Genomic DNA, 17,044 nt, shown 5'->3' on the forward strand with positions numbered 1-17,044 from the left:
AGAAAACCTCGCTCCGTCCTATTTGTCATGATGGTTCTCTCACCTTCCACGTACAGACGGATGCCAAAAGAGAGCCTTGCGCTGACCGAGGCCCGTCCCAAGGTTGACCGCGACACCGAGAAGCGCGGCGATCACGACGTAGGCGTAAGCCGTAGGTACTTGCGCGCCCATTTGTGCCAAGGTGATCTCACGCCCGATTCCAGGTGCATTCCCGATGAGTTCAGCGGCGACCGCCAGCAGCAGCGCGATCGTGCTGGCAATTCGAAACCCTGTCAACAGAAACGGCGCCGAACTGGGCAGCAGAACATTCAGCCACAGGAACCGTGTCCGTAAGCGGAAAGCACGCGCGAAATCACGAAGAACAGGGTCCACTTCGCGTATGGCGTACGTAGCTTGCACAAAGAGCGGCCATATGCAGCCAAAAACAATGAGGACAATCTTCATCCAAGTGCTTGGGCCATATAGGAGAACGATCAGGGGAATGAGTGTGACTGGTGGGATTGTCCGGAGAAAATCTACGGAAAGGCGTGTGCTGGCCCCCAAGAAGGGACTCGCGCCTACCAACATCCCGAGAGGAACTGCCAGAACTGCAGCAATAGCTAGTCCAATAATGGAGCCACTGATTGTCGCCCACACGGCGGCCCAGAAATCCTGCTCGGGCAGGAGCCGGACCAGAGCCGTACCGACCTCCGCCGGTGAAGGAACAATCCCGGGCCCGAACCTCAGGGCTTGCACCTCCCAAAGACCCATAAAGAGGGCGAATGCAAGAGCTCTCAGGACGGGCCTTCTCCTCTCGACGCCCTGACCGCGCCCTATGGACAAGGACGTCCTTGTTCTACTCGAATTCTTCAGAACCATGCCTGGCCTCCAGCCCTATTTCCCGCCGAGCAGGAGAGTGTTGAGGTCTGGCTGATTGTCCAGAAGCTTGTACTTATTCATGAGCCCTGCCAGTGTCCGCATTCCCGAAGTGTCGGCTGCATCTTCGGCATAGATGGGCAGCGTGATGACATTCAGGACTTCCGGGGCAATTTTGGTGTAAGTGGCCGTGATCCGGCGTGTGTCAGCTGCGTCAGCATTCGCTCGAGTCGATGCCTTGCTCATGGCAGCCTGAAATTTCTTAACAACTTCGGGGTTGGTCGAGGCAAACTGCGACGACGAGACGAAGATGGTCGACGGCAGGTCGGCGACTGCGTATGCTTGCGGCGCTATGACTACGTGGAGACCTTTGGCCTTAGCTCCGGACAAGAAGGGCTCAACCAAGAGCGCAGCGCTGACCTTGCCTGTAGCTACGGCCTCGGTCATCTGCGGAAAAGGCAATTCTACGAATTGGACAGCTGCCGAGTTTCCACCTTGGTTGTCTATGGCAGCACGAGCCGTGAGTTCGGAAATGCCTTTCAACTGGTTTACCGCAACCGTTTTCCCCTCAAGGGCCTTTACGTTGGTGATCGCAGGGTCGTCAGCGACGATGCCTGAATAGTCCTTGCCAGGATCTGAGGGCGAAGTCGTGGCAACACCGGAAGCCACTATGCCTACTCCGTTTGCTGCTGCTGTCATGGTGCCGGCGGCGTCACCCAGGGCGAAGGCCAACTCTCCATTCAGCAGACGGGGAATCGCCTCAGCCCCAGACTGGATAGTGGCCGTCTTGACGTCGAGGCCCTGCTCCTTGAATTCCTGCTCAGCGGCAAGATATACGGCTGCCGAAGCTGTGGATGGGCTCACCCCTACGGTTATGGAGGTTGGACCTCCCGCCTGGGTCGCGGTCGGCGCCGGATCTGCCCCGCAAGCCGAGACTGCAAAAAGGGCCAACGCGGCCAGGGACGTCGAAAGAACCATTTTTTTCATCGAATGCACACTCCATCGTGTTTTTCAAGTTGGCCTCAAGTATCCTCATGGACAATCAAGGTGTCAAGGTCACTGGGTGACTTTGACACCTACCGTACTTGATCATGTTGCTTAAGTCACTGGGTGACTGGGTGCGCTATTCTTGCACCATGCCTACCTCGAGAGCGGCCTCGCGTCCACCAGCTGTCAACCTGTCAGGTGCCAGCACCCTAAGAAGCACCAACACCGCGGAACGAATTGTCGAAGAACTGCGCGGGCTTATCGCAACTGGGAAGATCAGTAAGGGAGCGCGCTTGCCGACTGAGCGGGACCTGGCCGGCACCTATGGCGTAAGCCCGTCCACTATTCGGGAGGCCATCCGCGCGCTGGCAGTAATGGGCCTCGTGGAGGTTCGCCATGGAAGCGGCACCTATGTGGTCGAAGACACCGGCGCCCTTGTTAGGTCGTCGCTGATCACCGCCATGCAAATGGAGGGTGTGCAAATCAGTGAAGTGCTTCGGCTTCTATCGCTCATCAACGAGCAAGCCGCCTCCAGGGCTGCGGAACGAGCAACTCCCGAGAACCTCCATGCGCTCAGCGAAGCAAACAATGCAGTGGCCCGCGGTTCCACTTCCCGTGAGATATTGGACGGAGTCGTGTCCTTCCTCACTGCACTGCTGGAATGCGCCCACGAGCCACTCCTGAGAGTCTTCGGAGGGTTTCTCATCCAGCTTCTCGATCGCATAGAGAGCGACCTGTTTCCGGACGACGCGCAGTTCTGGCGGACCCTAACCGGAAACGCCTACGAAGACAGAAAGGCCATAATACAGGCCATTTCCCAGAAGAATCACGATGCTGTCGTTCAAGCTGTACGCAAGTACCACGCGGGCGCCATTGATCTCTTGGAGACAAGTTCCCTCGAAACAGGGTCTGGATCAAAGCTTTCGGATGAAAGGTTTGCTTCCCTTATTTCCTCCCTCATCACAAAAAGGTAGGACCACTCAAAGGGGCCTCCTCTCGAGTGGCCCTATCCGGAGCGGTGTAATCCGAAGGGCAGCCGGTGGCCACTGAACTCGCCAAACTTGGATGCATCCTTGATGGCACGTCGCCGCGTTTCTTTCCATATCCTGCGACGAATCTTTGGCCCAGGACGTCGCCGACAAATTGTTCACCTTGCAACGCAACGATGTCCTTCATTACGAGACTGGCCGAACTGCCCCATAGGGCTGCTCTTCGGGCTGCGCGTCTGACGGTAGCTCTACCAAGCCATTCGACGCTACTGGCAGCGCAGCCGCCTGTTCAACGCCCATCTTCTATAGCTCCGCGACCGATGACTACACTTTTCTGTCACTTCAGGAAATAGCCGTTCTGCAAGCATCCCAACACCATTGGATTGGGTGCTCATAGGCTCTGACCATTTCCACCATCGCTTGCCTACGCCCGGGACAGGTTCTGGGAATGTAAGGGGTGGCTCTAGACAAGGGGGTTCATGACGTTCCAGCCCTGCCCTACTTGGACGCGTGGCATCCAGCCGTAGTCACCGGCTTCCGGATAGAGCCACAGCAAGCCGTCGTTATCTCTTGCGAGCACATCCGGCCTACCGTCGCCTGTGAAGTCACCGGGGACCGTGATGGCGCTCATGGAGTTCCACCCCTGCCCTGACTGGAATCGTGGAAGCCAACCGCCGGCACCGTCGCCCGGGTATACCCACAGCAAGCCCTCCGCGTCACGGGCCAGGACATCAGGTTCCTCGTCCGCGTTCAGGTCACCGGCGCCAAGGACCGTCGTCATGCCGTTCCACCCCTGACCGACCTTGATCCTGGGGAACCAGCCGCCGGTCCCGTCGCCTGGATATAGCCACAGCACACCGCCGGGGTCCCGGGCCAGGACGTCGGGGAAGCCGTCGCCGTCGAAGTCCCCTGCACCGAAAAGGGCCGTCATCGACTGCCAGCCTTGCCCGACCTGGATGCGCGGAAGCCAGCCGCCATCCCCGTCCCCCGGATACAACCACAACAACCCAGCCGTGTCGCGGGCCAGCAGGTCCGCGCGGCCGTCGGTGTTGAAGTCACCACCGGCGATGATGGCTGTCATGGCGTTCCAGCCCTGGCCCACGCGTTCAGGGGCAAGCCAGCCGCTTGAACCGTTGGTGGGGTACAGCCAAAGGGCCCCGTCACCATCACGGGCCACCACGTCCGTTCGACCGTCCGAGGTGAAGTCCCGGTTTGAAGGGTCCCGGATGACGGCCACTGCTCCGACTGGCGAGGGGACATAGACAGAGTGTGATACCGGATCCACGACAGGTCGACCGGGTTTGTGGAACGAAACAGTAGAGGACACCGCGCTGCCATGAACTACGGACACCAGGTGGGGACCCGGGCTTGTCACGTACGCGGTGTGGGTTGAAGAATCCACCGCAACATCCCGGGGATACAACGGAACATCAATCGTGCGCACCACCGCGCCGTCGTTGATCACCACGACTTTCCTGAGGAACTCACTCGGCACATAGACGTCATGGGTTACCGAATCGACAGCAATTGACCAACCGCTGGCCGCCGGGATGGTTTTCGTGACGATGCCATCGACAATGACCGAAACCGCGCCCTTGGAATAGTTCCCTGCGTACACTGCGTGCGTGGAGGTGTCCACGGCGATCGACCACACGTATCCTTCATCCTTCAAGGCGATCGTGCCAGTGACTTTATCCGCTTCGATGACTGTCACACCCGCCATTCCGTTGGCGATGTAGACCTTTCCGGTACCGGGGTCCAGTGCCAGGTCCTGAGACCCCTCAGGAACCCCAATGGTGGCCGTCACGGTTGTTCCGTTGATGACCGTGACAGTGTGGCTTGTTGAGTCGAGGGCGTACAGCGTGTGCGTCAGAGGGTTTGCCGACATAGTCTTTGCAGCCACGGCGATCTTGCCCACCGTGACGCCGTCCTTCATAACGGAGATGGCTCCGTCGGCTCCCACAAAGAGAGTCCGTGTCGTCGGGTCGTAGGCAACCGCGGACGCGGAGTTGCCAACCTCGAGCCAGTCGCTCACCTCCGGAGCGGCCACGGCGACGTTACTGCCCCAGACAGCAGCGGCAGAGAAAGAGAGGGTGATAACCAGAGCAATGCTGATACGAGCCAGACGCCTAGCCAACATCATGCGACATCATTCCCCCAAGGATTTCGCACCGATTCATCCTGCTCAGACAATATGTCCAGCACCGCTTTCCGGCAAGTCGTCTGGACATTCATCGGGGAAATATCGGCGTCTTCGCTGCCCGTTTTATATCGGGCTCTGTCCGCATTCCGATGCCTGTCATGACCAGCGAAGTATTCTCTCAGTCGTGGGCCACTTCCTGGAACTTTGACGATTCTCCGGCCACCCTCAACGGCTGAGCAGGCCGCGATCCACGCACCCGGCATCTCCTACTGACCGCTGTGGCTAATCGAGCCACCGATCGCACTGAGCAGCATCATGCCCACATAGATCATCGTCCACGCGCTGGAGGTCGAGCTCATCAACTAAGCCGAAAACGCCCCTCGAGCTCTTACCCGGGAACGGGATCATGAGAACCCTGTAGGGATACATGAACTCTGTTTCGAGGTACTGGCAGAGGGCCGTAACTCGGGCGTCGACGCGTTACCCTGTTCCTCATGACCGTCTGGATCGTCGCCTCGAAGCACGCCACCTATAGGAGCGAGGATGCGTTCCGAGAACTCGAGGAGGTGAACTGGAGTGAGACGCAGTCGGCGCACATCGCCCTCGGCGACGTCGTATACCTGTACATCACGAGGCCGATTTCGGCGATCGGCATCAAGTGCTCCGTGACGGCGGTCGGCCTTCCACAGCCGGACATCGACGACCGGGACTATTGGGTAAACGAGAAGGAGATGATCGAGCGCAGGCAGCGCCGCAGCTGGATGCGACTCAAGCGAATGACGGTGTTCAGCGACGAACAGCGTGCTCAGCTGAAGGGCACCGTGCTTGAACGGTACGGATTGCGTGGCCGGCGCGTGCAAGGCCGACAGCGCGCAACAGATGAGATCCTCGCCTATATCGAGTCGATCGAGCAGGGAGGAACGATCACAGGCGATGACGCAATCGCCGAGGCGGGCGAGTTCGAGCCAAACGAGGTCGCACGCTTTGCCGACCAGATCGCGCGAGGCGATTATGCTGTGTACGACCAGATCGTCCCCGCCAAGACTCGCGGCAGTGCGCAAAGAGCATTCGCCGAAGCGGTCAAGGGCAATTACAACGGGCACTGCGCTATCACAGGCATCTCGACGCGAGAGTTCCTGGTCGCATCGCACATCGTGCCGTGGAGTAAGGCACCAGGGATCAGGCTCGACCCGAGTAACGGAATCTGCCTGTCAACCTTCGTGGACCGTGCGTTCGACGCGGGATTTCTCCACATCGGAACGGATTACGTTGTTCGGATCGACTGGGTGAAGGTTGGCGATGACCAAGCGCTAAAGAATGCACTGGAGCCCTTCGATGGCCGGCGTCTGGCGATGCCAACGCGCGACGAGCCACAGGCAGACTACCTTCTGCGACGCCTTGCGAGCGAGGTCACCACTGCCCGATAGCCGGTCCCTCATCTGAACACCCAAAGCTAAGTGCGCACCGACTACGGAAGCGAGTCGAACGAGGCTCACTCGTTCGACGAAAGATCCGCCCGCAAAACTGCCCGGTGGGGTGCCCTGGATGTGCAAGGTTTCCAGCGCCGACTTCCTTGAAGTGGAATACCCAAATTGACGTAGTCCGGGTGGCCTCCCTGCGGAATTGCGGCTTGCCCGGTCAGCACCCGGGTGAAAAGCGCCCAAGATAGGACATCTTGACTGAGAAGCCGCTCGGAAAAGTAATCACTTGCCCAAAGGGTGCTGTCAAAGATGTGGGATTGGTCGGCGCATTGGCGGATGGGGAGTCAGCGGTCCTCGCGGTTTCCGTAGCCGATGGCGGCGCCGGCGTGGCGCTCGGTGTTGCAACTGCAGCTGCAGTTGCAGAGGGTGAAACCGTGGGAGTGGCGGTTGCAGTCGCCGAAGGAGAAACGGCAGCGCTGTCAGTGGTCGGTGCCGCTGCTGAAGTTGACGCTGGCTGCGGCGTAAACGCCTGCCTGTTCGGTATCGTGGCGCCGAACGCCGCCCACGACGCCACCCAGGCGATCGTTCCTGCTGCGAGCAGTATTCCGCCTCCTCCGCGACCGGGCAGGTGAATCCAAGACCGCCTACCGGTGACGAGCGTATACAAACCGGACAGCATCAGAATGAAGAAGATGATACCCAGCCACAAGAGGAACGAGTTGGAAACGACACCAATGACGATGAGAAGAGCCATTGCTCCCGCTCCGATGAGCGTTGACGGACCGAGTTCCTTGATTGGAATACGCTGCATGCTTCTGCGATTCTCACGAGCGGCCTTGGGCCTGGCCAATGGCGGTCTCAAATCTGGAGAAGGGCCATTTCCAAACACCCATCGATATATAGTCAACTTTATCCGTGGGGTGCGCCGCGCGTCAGGAGAAACTTCTCAATACCTGGAATCTACGCACGCTGGGTCTGTCTGAGGACCGGTGAAGTCGGGTGCCATGACTCCTCTAACGCGGCTTCACCTCTGGAGGGGCTCTTCACAGCTTTTGCATGGTCGGCGACCGCCAACATTGGATTCTGCTATGACAAGGAGCCCAGCGGGTTTGCTATCCCAAGCAGTGCCAACCGCCAGGCACCATGCCGGATGGAAGACTTCTCCCGTGCGGGTCACATACACCTGGCCCGGTCCGATCTGTGGTGAACCGTCAGTGCGGAGGGACGCTGGATCCACAGGGACCAGGGGGCCGAGGCCTTTGGCGTTTTCGTAAGCTTTGGCTGCTGAGCGCCAAGTGCGCTTCTTTGATGCTGGGGACATGAGGAGATGATACTGGCACGTTGCAGGTGGTTCGAATGCTGCGCCTGTCGCCCTCTTAGGGGTCCTCCGAGGCCTGCGGTATTTTCGTGCTGGAACGCCGGCCTCATGTCTGACCTGAACCGGGAAAACGGTCAATGGGCCAAAGAGGTCCTCATACCAGTGCAGGACGTCCACCAATTCCTCGTGATGACCGCAGATCTCGATCCAAAACTTGGCTTGTGTCTGCAAAGCGAGCCATCTTGCCACGGGTATGCCTCGGTTCTCGTCCAGCCAGCCCTTCTCAAGCTCTTCGAGGAACCATCCAATCACTCGGGCACGCAGTTCTTCAGCCCAATGCACTTGCTTAGGACTGCCTTGCAGTTCCGGCCAGCTTGTAGGCCACTTTTCTTCAAGTCCGTCTGGAGTTTGCTGAAGCTGATTCAAGAGCTGAGCCCGGGCGTTCCGCTGACGCGTTGCCTCCTGCAGTCGTGCCGCGGCTTCCTTTTCAGCCTTGATAGCGGCCCGCCGCGCCGCCGCGGAGGCCGCCTGATTAATCTTCTGGCGCAATGCTTCCCGCCCGCCTGTCACGGTTGCTCGTGCTGTGCGCAAGTGTTCAGAGTCCAAGCCCCGCGACGTTATTTCCCAATCCGCAAGCGGACCACAGATTTCTTTGTACTCAAGTTCGGGGTCGATGTTGCTCTCGTAGCGGACGCCAATGCGGCATTCACGCTTCGCCCAGCCGTACCAGATCCGAAGACTCCATCCACGGTTGGCCAGTTCAGCTTTGTGGGCGTCAATGTCTCTGTCTGCATAAAGCCAGTCCACGGCATCGGCCCCCTGGGCGTAGACAAGAGTGCGTTCCGTTGCCCTACGCTCATGCAACCGGGAACGTTGGACTTCCAGTGCCACAGCAAATGAGGGCCCCGTTGCCAGGACATCCGTGCGCCCACTTTCGATGGTCGCCTCCAAGCGACAGGTGAAGCCCGGCATGCTTTCAATCCGAGACCTTAACGCCTCCTGCATCGCCAAATGCTCGTACCTGTCAGCAACTGATTGCGACGCTGTCAATGAGCAGACGCTACCCCTTTGATGCCGGAAATGGGGAACGTTGACATCTCCGATGGCGAAAATCAGCTCTCCGCCACAGCCACCCAACAGCGTGGAACAGCAAAAAGTGTTCACTGCCCTCATGCGTAGAGCCTGGACAGGGTCAGCCGGAGCACGAACCGGCACACGGGATTCCGGCGAGCCGAGGACTGCATACATGTCCCGGTCTTCCGGGGCCGATGGGCTACTCATGCGCGGAACAATAACGCAGAGCACCGACAATGAAAACGAAATGAGCTGCTGCTGCGAAGTATTCACTCTCGTGGAGCTGCAAATTGGCCCATCCGTTTTCCCAGGACCGGATGAATTTTGATGGCCGCATGGGGTTACATCAAGATTTGCTCAGGGTGTGCCAAGGATTGCATCAGGAGCCGTAAATCCTAGGGTATTTCGGGGACCATCGTCCTATTATCGCGTTCAAGTGGGACGGCACGTCTGCATAGCTGGCGAAAAATATCCACGATGAGAAATGGGGAAATCATGAACCGGATCGCAACCGGAGTGCTCTTGGCGGGCGTGGCCGTAATGATGGGCGGCTGCGCAGCAGCGGAGCCAGCTCCCCCCGTAACCAACACTGTCACGGCCACCGCGACGGTTACAGCTAGTCCTCCGCCGACTAAGTTCGTGGGGGTGACACCGTCGGCCTGCATCGACGCGCTTGACAAGTATGAGCAGCTGGTCACGCTGTTGAAGAACGAGCAGATTCCCCTGATTAAGGAGAGCATCCAGGGCGCATTCGACCGGGATGCAGTTGCCCTGCAGGCTACCGGGGAAAAGATCGAAGCCCTTTCGACGAAGATTAACGCTTTCGCTATTCCAATAGGTGCCGACTCGAAGACGTGCCGCTCCGCAGCGAAGAAACAATAACGAGCCGGCTGACTTGAGCCAGCAATGTTGATTGAGCTGCGCCGCCCCCTTCGCGGCGCAGGTGTTCGCCGTGGCTCCGCCGACCATAATCATGTAGGGACGTTAGCCCATCTTTAGACCACCGGACTTAGGGTCGCGAACGAGGGCGGCGTCCTTGTTCAGGGCTAGCGGGTTCACCGGCCGGCGTTGCACGTGACGATCGAGTATTGGCCGGTTGATGTTTGCTTTGAGATCTCTCTACCATCGTGCATGATCCGACAGGTGATTATGCTGGTACCTGCTCCGGCTTGGGCACTGACGCCGAGAGACCAGAATCCGTAGCTTGACTCAAAGTTTGAGGCATCAAACTCGTAGGACTTTTCCACGGGCCCCAAGACTTCGTCCGAGGCTTGTTCCTGCCCCATCTTGTTCCCGACGAAATTGGTATAGGTGATAAGGCCAATCGGACCGTCGGATTCGACGATGTAGGTCACCAGGGACTGCTTCGGCTTCTTCGGCGTAGGCGCAGCTGCAGGCGTAGTAGGCGCAGGAACTGCAATTGTCGTTTGCGTCGGCAGCGGTGCCGGCGATGGTATGGGAGACGGTTTGGGTTTTGGAGGGTTGTCGGGGTTCGGGATCAAATTCAACATGATGTGATCACTTTTGGAGACCTCACTACCGGCCGAAGGATACGAGGATGTCACCAGAAAGCTAGCCAGATCGTCGTTCGAACTCACAGCATGCGGATCAAATTTGCCGTCCACCCAGTAGGTGTAATTGGAGTAACCCGCGCTACTCAAGGCGAAGGACGCCTCGGCCAAAGTCTTGCCAGCGACGTCCGGGAAGCCCGTCTGCCGGGTGGAAGTGCTGGACACCGCCGACGCAGCCGAATCGGGTGAAGCCGAGCCGCATCCCACAAGTCCGAGCATCATGACCACGACCAAACCCACGCGTGGTTTCACCGCATACCCCCAATGTTGAGTTCTCTATACAAGTTTCACCGAGCCTAGATTGACTAGGTTGCCCAAGTCCACGCTTCCCCTCAGGATGAGCAGCTATTTGGAGTAATTCTTGCTGCGTCATAATTCTCACCACCCTGACAACTGGAATTGCTGAAGACCGTTAAGCCCCTTACATTCGGGCTAATAGGAACTGATCCGAGCGAATGAAGGCTACGCCTCTGTCGTGCTTAAGCCGAAACAAACCCCGCATGCCATCTATGCTCATACAGTGTCGATCCTGAGAGGGCAGTCTGTGTTGCCGGCAATCCATAGTGGCTGTCTCGTATTTGCAGCTCTGGCTACAGCTACTCTGTTGTCTGGCTGCAGCGGGCCGGCTATCAACACTGACCCGTCATCTGCGACGTCAACGAGCACAGCCAGTGCCGCGTCAAATGGCCTCATCAAGGCGATCCACACCGAATGCGACGTCGGTGACCAGATCCTCAAATACTTGGCCACAGGAGACAACCAGAGCAATCCGCAGCTGGACACCTCCTCTCTGATTACGTGGGCGTTTCTCTGCCCAAGGCGCGAAGCATTGCCGATGAGCAAATTCGGGATTGCGATGCAAAGCACTCGAAGAGAGAACAAGCGCAGGCTTCGATCACCGCCCAGAACCAGGCACAGACAGCCTCTGCCTCCGCAGCGGCTGCAACTTCAGCACAGGCCGCCCAGGACAGAAGTGCGCTTCTTGTGACGGAAGCGGCTGCCTGCTCATCGGCTCTGGGTGGGAAGGTACTTCAAGGCGGCGGCGGGGGCCGTGATTTGTGCAGTTCCACGAACGTCGGCACCGCCACCGATGGCAGCAATACCAGCTGTGCCTTCGGACTGATCGCATTCCAGCCAGACGGTACACTGCTGGATGCGGACGTCACCGCCGTCCAGCGCGCATATCCCGGCTGTTTCTAAAGGACCACTGCCAACGGGCAGGCACGGGCCCGTTGAAGCGCCAGCGGGATGGATCTGTATTCCGCATCAAAGGACCATCATCTTTGAGCGTGGTCCCGAAAAATTACCCCGGAGCATTCGATGCCCCAGGGTAATCAGCGTTGATGGCTCAGCTTCGAGCGCTACTTGTCAGTGAGATCCACGACAGCGGATTGTGCATTCGCCTTGACCGAGTCGATGCCCTTTTGGGCGGCGGCTTTGCTTGTATACGACTCGCTGGTGGCGATGACCTCGCCATTGCCAGCCTTCAGTCGAAAACGAAAGCCCTGAGACTTGTCTGAATAGATTTCGTACTTGCCTGCCATGCGTGATCCTCCTGCAACAATGCCACCCCAAAGGTGAACGTACCGGCGAAATGCTTGAACACCGTCATCCTAACTGCTTGGAATTGCGTTTGGGCTGCAACATGAGCCGGGCTTTTGGCATCGCTACTTCGTCAGCAGCGAATGTCTAGCCCTCGCACTCAACGCAGTACACGTGGCCGTCCTTTTCGCGGGCGATCTGGGACCTGCGCCGGACCAGGAAACACGAGTAGCACGTGAACTCGTCAGCTGCCGGCGGAATCACTTGGACGATCAGTTCTTCGGCGATGATCTCGCCGCCGGGGCCTTCCTGGTCAAGGCCATCAGCCTGGTGTTCTGGTCGCAGTGACTGTTGTCGATCCGATGATGGGCCTGGTTGCTTTCGGCAGGGCGGACGGTTCCATGCCCCACAGCGTGGCGACCAGCCGACGGAAAGCCAATACGGCGGCCTCCTCCCGGAGACCCAGCGGATGGATGCAGGGAGACTTCGCACTTACACTTCCAATGGGAACTGACAACCTCCTCAAAAACATCCGCGGGGGATTCCCCTTGGTCCTGGACGGAAAGCACTTGGGAGGTCTTGGCATTGCCGGAGGAACGCCCGACCAAGACGCCGAAATCGGACTGGAAGTTCTAGCTTCCTTGGGCAACACATAGCCAAAACCTGACCTCATCGAGAGCTGCCAGCAGCCTGGAGGAACAAGTAAGGGGAACTACTATGCCGTTGGGTGAAAATACAGACACCTAAAAGACAGGCCTCTGGAGACCAGGCCTTGGACTTTGCGCACCCCGCCTGGGAGCATACCGGCGGGCGACCCACAAGGTTGCCTTGGGACGATGCCTCGTAGATGGTGCCTGTCGTTGGGCCCGCCTAACCCCAGCCTGACGAAAGGGCCCATATCGGCAAAGAGTACGGCTTGCGCATGCTCAGCCGACAATCGCGTGGGCAGTGTTCCGAAGGCCGAGCTACGGCCTGTAAATATGTGAGGAGACCACTCGCCTTGTCATTCGTATAGTCGCGTCGACGGCGCGCACGAAACCAACCCGAAGCACTCGGTCGGCCGTAGCTAATAACTCTCGCCCCGAAATAGCCCTGGCCATAGAGAGCTTGCGCGTCACTGTCATGTCGCAATGGCCACTCCCATGCAATGAAGGGGCAGATGCAGGCCAAGGTGGGACAAGCCAATGATTGACAATAGCCGCAATAAAGCAGACTTAAGTGTGCACACTGTACACACCCCTTCAGGCCTGACAAAGCAGCGCCTAACCCGGCTTCCTCACGTCAAGAACGCGCCGACGTCCGGTGGTTTCGGCGCCATGCTCCGAAGTCATGTTGCGCCCAGCCCTCCTATCCATGAAGAGGTGTAGGCCAACCACGACCTACCGGACGAACGGCGCAAGGAACGCATGAACCCAAGTCAGAGCAAGCGGCGGGCCCACCGGCCACAACCCTGAACCCGCTCCCCCATAACTGAACAGGCCAACCGGCGGCCAGGCACCAGCTGGCACACATCAGAGACTCGTGTCAACCATTGTCAACACGTTAAAGCAAAAACCCCCTCTGACGAGGGGGTATGCCGTGCCCGAGGTGGGACTCGAACGGGATTCCAGGCCTTGCGAACACTGGGAAGTGGCGGAAACATGCGGAATCCGGGCCAGTCCGGCAGCTGTACGGGCCAGTCCGGGGTGAAAAGTGTGGACGTTGTCCACGCTCCTTGTTTGGCTTATACCGACGATTCTCCGAGGCGATTGGCGAACAACACGACCGCCTTCGGGACGCCCGACAAGCAACAGTCGAATCGCCCCGCCGAAACCACTCCGTGCAGTGCAAGACTCTGTCATCAGTTTCCCTCCTTTCAGACATCCATGGCAGAGCTACGCGCAAACAACATGACCCATCCAGTCCGCCGAGGGAGGCAGCCACTGCCACCAGTAACAGGAAGCGTGGCGTGGCAAACCGAACGTCAGCGTGGCCCGCGCGAAGATAATCAAAAGACTGTTGGGAGGTTCGTGATGGGCTTGAATATCTTGCATCTAGCGAGCTCACGAGCAGCTCCGGCAGGCTGTGGAGATACTTCTCCGGTTGCGCGATCCTTAAGACCTTAGTTTGGCGAGGTGCTACGCGCAGCGGCGATCAGGGAGGCATCTAGAGTGCCAGCGTTCCCAACCAACCAACGTCGGCTGTTTCGGACAATAACGGTATTGATGTGCATTTCGTAAGGGAGCTCGTCACCAATGACGAGTATCAGCGTCGGGGAGAGAGGGAACGTTACGGTGCCAATCTCACTATCTTCGTCGGTTTTCCAAAGGAGCACGGCACCGTCTCCCGTCAGAAGGTTTTCACCGTCGCGCCACTCGTAAACCCTCCAAGGCCATTCTTCCAAGCCCAGTGCGCCCAAACGTACGGGCCCGTCCATGGACCTCGACAACAGAAGCCTATCTGCCAACCCGAGTTTTCGTTCTTGGGGCTCGCCATCCGTCATCATGATCAATGCAGAAGTTTGGACTTTTGACTGGTCCGCAAATCGACCTCTTTCAAGATGCATGTCTAGAAAGTCAATGACGCAGAGCTGGCCGGCCCTCGATAGCGCTTCCTTCTGACGTAGTGTCAGCAGTGAAGGTGCAGCGGCGGATTCAATGTCGCCGAAATCTCTCTCTAAATCATTCGACAGCACATTAGGGTCATATGCAAAGCTAACAACTGTGGCACTCCCAGTGGCTGTCTTGAAACCCCGCATACCTTCCAGGTCGAAGACATCGACGCAGCCGCTATCGTCGCTCCAAGCATGCAGATAGAACTTAGAGACCATGTGCGCTCGCCTCACAACCATAGCCTGATCCTAGCAAGATGAACCGGACGGCTCCCTAGGTCCTGATGGGGCAAACTTTGTCCTTCCGATTGAAGCAGCAACCCATCTCGTCTTCCTAAGAGTGGCCTCTCCGAATCGCGCCCATAACGCCGACATCAGGTGAGCCGCACTAAGCTGCAGTGTTGATTATCGGTGCAAGCATGGAATGTCCTTTTGGTCGTCAGGTTCCCTGCCTCATTTCACCATGGCGGCCGGGAGCGCGCATTAGTCGACACCCACTCGACTTTTTCGATTCGTCCAGATCGGCCCAGCAGGGTGGTTTCTCCGCGCTACTGACGCAGTCACCCGTTTGGTCGGGGCCGGTGCGAAACACCGACAAGTCGGGTTGGTCTGACGGGGTATGGGACCAGCAAGTAGTCGCCTCTCCGGGTTGACGAAAGGGTTCTTATTGGCAAACTGGTCCGGTTTCGATATGCCCAGCCGACCAGCGCGTAAACTCCCAATGCTCCGGCGGCCCTGGCAGGGACCGCAACCTGCTCGAGGATACTCCCCCGTTCATTCTTAGTCACGCGTCGACGTTGCCGACGAGACCTCCCCCAAAGCACTGGGTCGGCTGTGGCAGCTGAACTCTCTCGTCGCCATGGCTCGCAGATAGTGTCGCCTGCGAATGTGCGTCATGTCGCCCGTCCCACTTCCATGCGACAAGTAAATGTAGGCCGAACGAGGGGCAGTGAAGGCTTCTGGGTATCTGTCAACGATCTCAATAGAAGCGATGCCGTCCGCTTTCATTGCAGATGCGACCAACCCGGAGGTCTTGACAAACACGTCGAGTACAACGCTTTAGGACTTCGGTATGAAAGACCTAAACGCGGTATCTTCGAGATAAGGTCAGAACAACGAGAACTCTGCGAGTCAGCGCCTAGAGCTGCGAAATTCCACGTCAGAGACTTCTCGGCTTCCCGGAGCGTTCATGATGCTACCTATGACCGGACTTTAGCTTCGGCCTTGGCTTGGCTCGCATGCCTCAGCGGCGGTCGTGTATCGTAAGTTCCGGCAGCACACGTGGCTTCCCACGACGTTCTTCGCCCCGTCAAACTGTGATTGGTATTACCCGCGGGGCCTGTTCGGCTCCTGGCCCATGCCTCAGATCTCGCCTCCAGTCCACCAATCGCACTCCTGGCATCGCGCTTCTATGTATTCATCATCACGGCTGTAGTCGGTTTGGGTTCTAATGACTATAGATTCCAACCCAGCACCGCATCCACCACAACCGGCAAGCGGACCGATCCCGGGGTAGGCATCAATGCGGATTTCCCACGACTCAAGGGTGTTCTGAATCGCCTTAAGCAGGCGAGCCGGACCTGTCAGTCCTAAGATCTCCGGAGCTACCGCACCAACGTCGCCGCGAGCGTCAATCCACTTTTTCGAAGCTAGCAGCACGGGGAGCTCAGTGTCATCCAGCCGAACGACTATAAACTTATGCGGCTCACTGATGAACTTCCAGTGCGCGGCCGTCCACTCAGCTTTGACCCATGGCGCATTGGCGGCAGCAGCAGACCAGAAGAGCGTGAAGAGCGTGGTCGCGTCTAGAGCCCTGTCTATCCACTCATTTATGATGTCGCCGTTGAGCACACCGAGCTCATCGAAATGAGTTTCCGCTCCTAAAAGTGCTAGCTCAGCATTAACTTGGCGGACGATTGGTTTGTCTACACCGGTATGTGAGAGAAATATGGTTTCCACGGCAATAACCCTTCAAAGCTTTAGATTTCGTCGCACAGCAATCCGCTACCGCGATCTGTAATGCGTCCAGAGGTAAACACAGCATCCGCAGCACCGGATGATGCTCAGCGGATACTTTATAGGACAGTCTCAACTAGATGAGGCAAGACCACGGCTGCAATACTCACCATTACCTCTAGTTGGCCCTCGACACCGCCTAGACATGCTCACCAAGGGGGAGGGCCAGGTTCCGCCGGGACGCGGTTCCGCTGCAAGACGCCCGCATGGTCTCTTCGGAGCGCAGCTGCACCCTGTTAGCCAGCATGGGCCACCTCGGCTCGGTGGTTGAGCAGTTCGCGCATGCCGATATCGAGGCTATGCAGAAGCTTCAAACATCGTAGGTCGAACCAAGCAACACATCTGCCGACGCTTGTAATCTACAAGCGCTGAAAGGGCCCCAAAAGGTTTGTGCTCCTTCCCGTCGTCCGGTTTCCGGGAGAGCCTGATCTCCAATACTTACGCATAGTGGCGCCCTGCATGACTCGCTGTGAACAATCAAGGAGAGCCATGTCCCTGGCCGCGGCCGGTGCTCTCGGCCAAGCCCTGTGCGGGCACT

General features: G+C 58.1%; 13 protein-coding genes and 1 pseudogene. 6 read left to right on the forward strand and 8 right to left on the reverse strand.

The features are described from left to right. Positions 1-39 precede the first annotated feature (39 nt). Together AC1DD7_RS01660 and AC1DD7_RS01665 are read right to left on the reverse strand one after the other, a co-directional pair. Positions 40-858: an ABC transporter permease gene (locus AC1DD7_RS01660; RefSeq protein WP_477513528.1), complete on the reverse strand. Its 819-nt coding sequence runs from the start codon at positions 856-858 to the stop codon at positions 40-42. A gap of 15 nt (positions 859-873) precedes the next feature. Continuing rightward, entirely contained in the window at positions 874-1,842 is a 969-nt protein-coding gene (locus AC1DD7_RS01665; RefSeq protein WP_442003144.1) for an ABC transporter substrate-binding protein, read from the reverse strand. A gap of 149 nt (positions 1,843-1,991) precedes the next feature. Here AC1DD7_RS01665 and AC1DD7_RS01670 point away from each other — a divergent pair, with 149 nt between their 5' ends. Next, the gene (locus tag AC1DD7_RS01670; protein ID WP_442003143.1) at positions 1,992-2,816 is read left to right on the forward strand and encodes a FadR/GntR family transcriptional regulator; all 825 of its coding nucleotides are present in this window, start codon (positions 1,992-1,994) and stop codon (positions 2,814-2,816) included. Positions 2,817-3,294: 478 nt separating this feature from the next. Here AC1DD7_RS01670 and AC1DD7_RS01675 read toward each other — a convergent pair whose 3' ends face one another. Continuing rightward, a complete protein-coding gene (locus AC1DD7_RS01675; protein WP_477513529.1) occupies positions 3,295-4,974 on the reverse strand; it encodes an FG-GAP-like repeat-containing protein in 1,680 nt (559 codons plus the stop codon). Positions 4,975-5,468: 494 nt separating this feature from the next. Here AC1DD7_RS01675 and AC1DD7_RS01680 point away from each other — a divergent pair, with 494 nt between their 5' ends. The 4 genes from AC1DD7_RS01680 to AC1DD7_RS01695 all read left to right on the forward strand — a co-directional run bounded on the left by AC1DD7_RS01680 (position 5,469) and on the right by AC1DD7_RS01695 (position 9,669). Next, positions 5,469-6,401, forward strand: a complete 933-nt coding sequence (locus AC1DD7_RS01680; protein ID WP_477513530.1) for an HNH endonuclease — start codon at positions 5,469-5,471, stop codon at positions 6,399-6,401. 311 nt (positions 6,402-6,712) lie between these two features. Continuing rightward, the gene (locus tag AC1DD7_RS01685) at positions 6,713-7,027 is read left to right on the forward strand and encodes a hypothetical protein (RefSeq protein WP_442003140.1); all 315 of its coding nucleotides are present in this window, start codon (positions 6,713-6,715) and stop codon (positions 7,025-7,027) included. Between the two features lie 794 nt (positions 7,028-7,821). Then, a complete protein-coding gene (locus tag AC1DD7_RS01690; RefSeq protein WP_477513531.1) occupies positions 7,822-8,613 on the forward strand; it encodes a hypothetical protein in 792 nt (263 codons plus the stop codon). A 669-nt stretch (positions 8,614-9,282) separates the two neighbouring features. After that, entirely contained in the window at positions 9,283-9,669 is a 387-nt protein-coding gene (locus tag AC1DD7_RS01695; RefSeq protein WP_477513532.1) for a hypothetical protein, read from the forward strand. Between the two features lie 173 nt (positions 9,670-9,842). Here the strand turns inward: AC1DD7_RS01695 and AC1DD7_RS01700 are convergent, their stop codons facing one another. The 3 genes and pseudogenes from AC1DD7_RS01700 to AC1DD7_RS01710 form a co-directional block, all read right to left on the reverse strand. Then, positions 9,843-10,610 (reverse strand): hypothetical protein, encoded by a 768-nt coding sequence (locus tag AC1DD7_RS01700; protein WP_442003138.1) that lies wholly within the window; start codon positions 10,608-10,610, stop codon positions 9,843-9,845. Positions 10,611-11,719: 1,109 nt separating this feature from the next. Then, positions 11,720-11,902 (reverse strand): YegP family protein, encoded by a 183-nt coding sequence (locus tag AC1DD7_RS01705; protein ID WP_442003137.1) that lies wholly within the window; start codon positions 11,900-11,902, stop codon positions 11,720-11,722. A gap of 145 nt (positions 11,903-12,047) precedes the next feature. After that, positions 12,048-12,230, reverse strand: a pseudogene (locus AC1DD7_RS01710) (DUF4193 family protein); the annotation flags it as partial. Positions 12,231-12,265: 35 nt separating this feature from the next. Between AC1DD7_RS01710 and AC1DD7_RS01715 the strand changes: the two are divergent. Beyond that, entirely contained in the window at positions 12,266-12,556 is a 291-nt protein-coding gene (locus AC1DD7_RS01715) for a GlcG/HbpS family heme-binding protein (RefSeq protein WP_477513533.1), read from the forward strand. Positions 12,557-14,001: 1,445 nt separating this feature from the next. On the opposite strand, the gene AC1DD7_RS01720 is transcribed toward AC1DD7_RS01715, so the two are convergent. After that, positions 14,002-14,709 (reverse strand): DUF4238 domain-containing protein, encoded by a 708-nt coding sequence (locus AC1DD7_RS01720; protein WP_477513534.1) that lies wholly within the window; start codon positions 14,707-14,709, stop codon positions 14,002-14,004. A 1,143-nt stretch (positions 14,710-15,852) separates the two neighbouring features. Continuing rightward, positions 15,853-16,449, reverse strand: coding sequence for a toll/interleukin-1 receptor domain-containing protein (locus tag AC1DD7_RS01725; protein WP_477513535.1), 597 nt, complete (start codon positions 16,447-16,449; stop codon positions 15,853-15,855). Between the last annotated feature and the right edge of the window lie 595 nt (positions 16,450-17,044).

The sequence above is a fragment of the Paenarthrobacter sp. 10L412 genome (genome assembly GCF_056395565.1).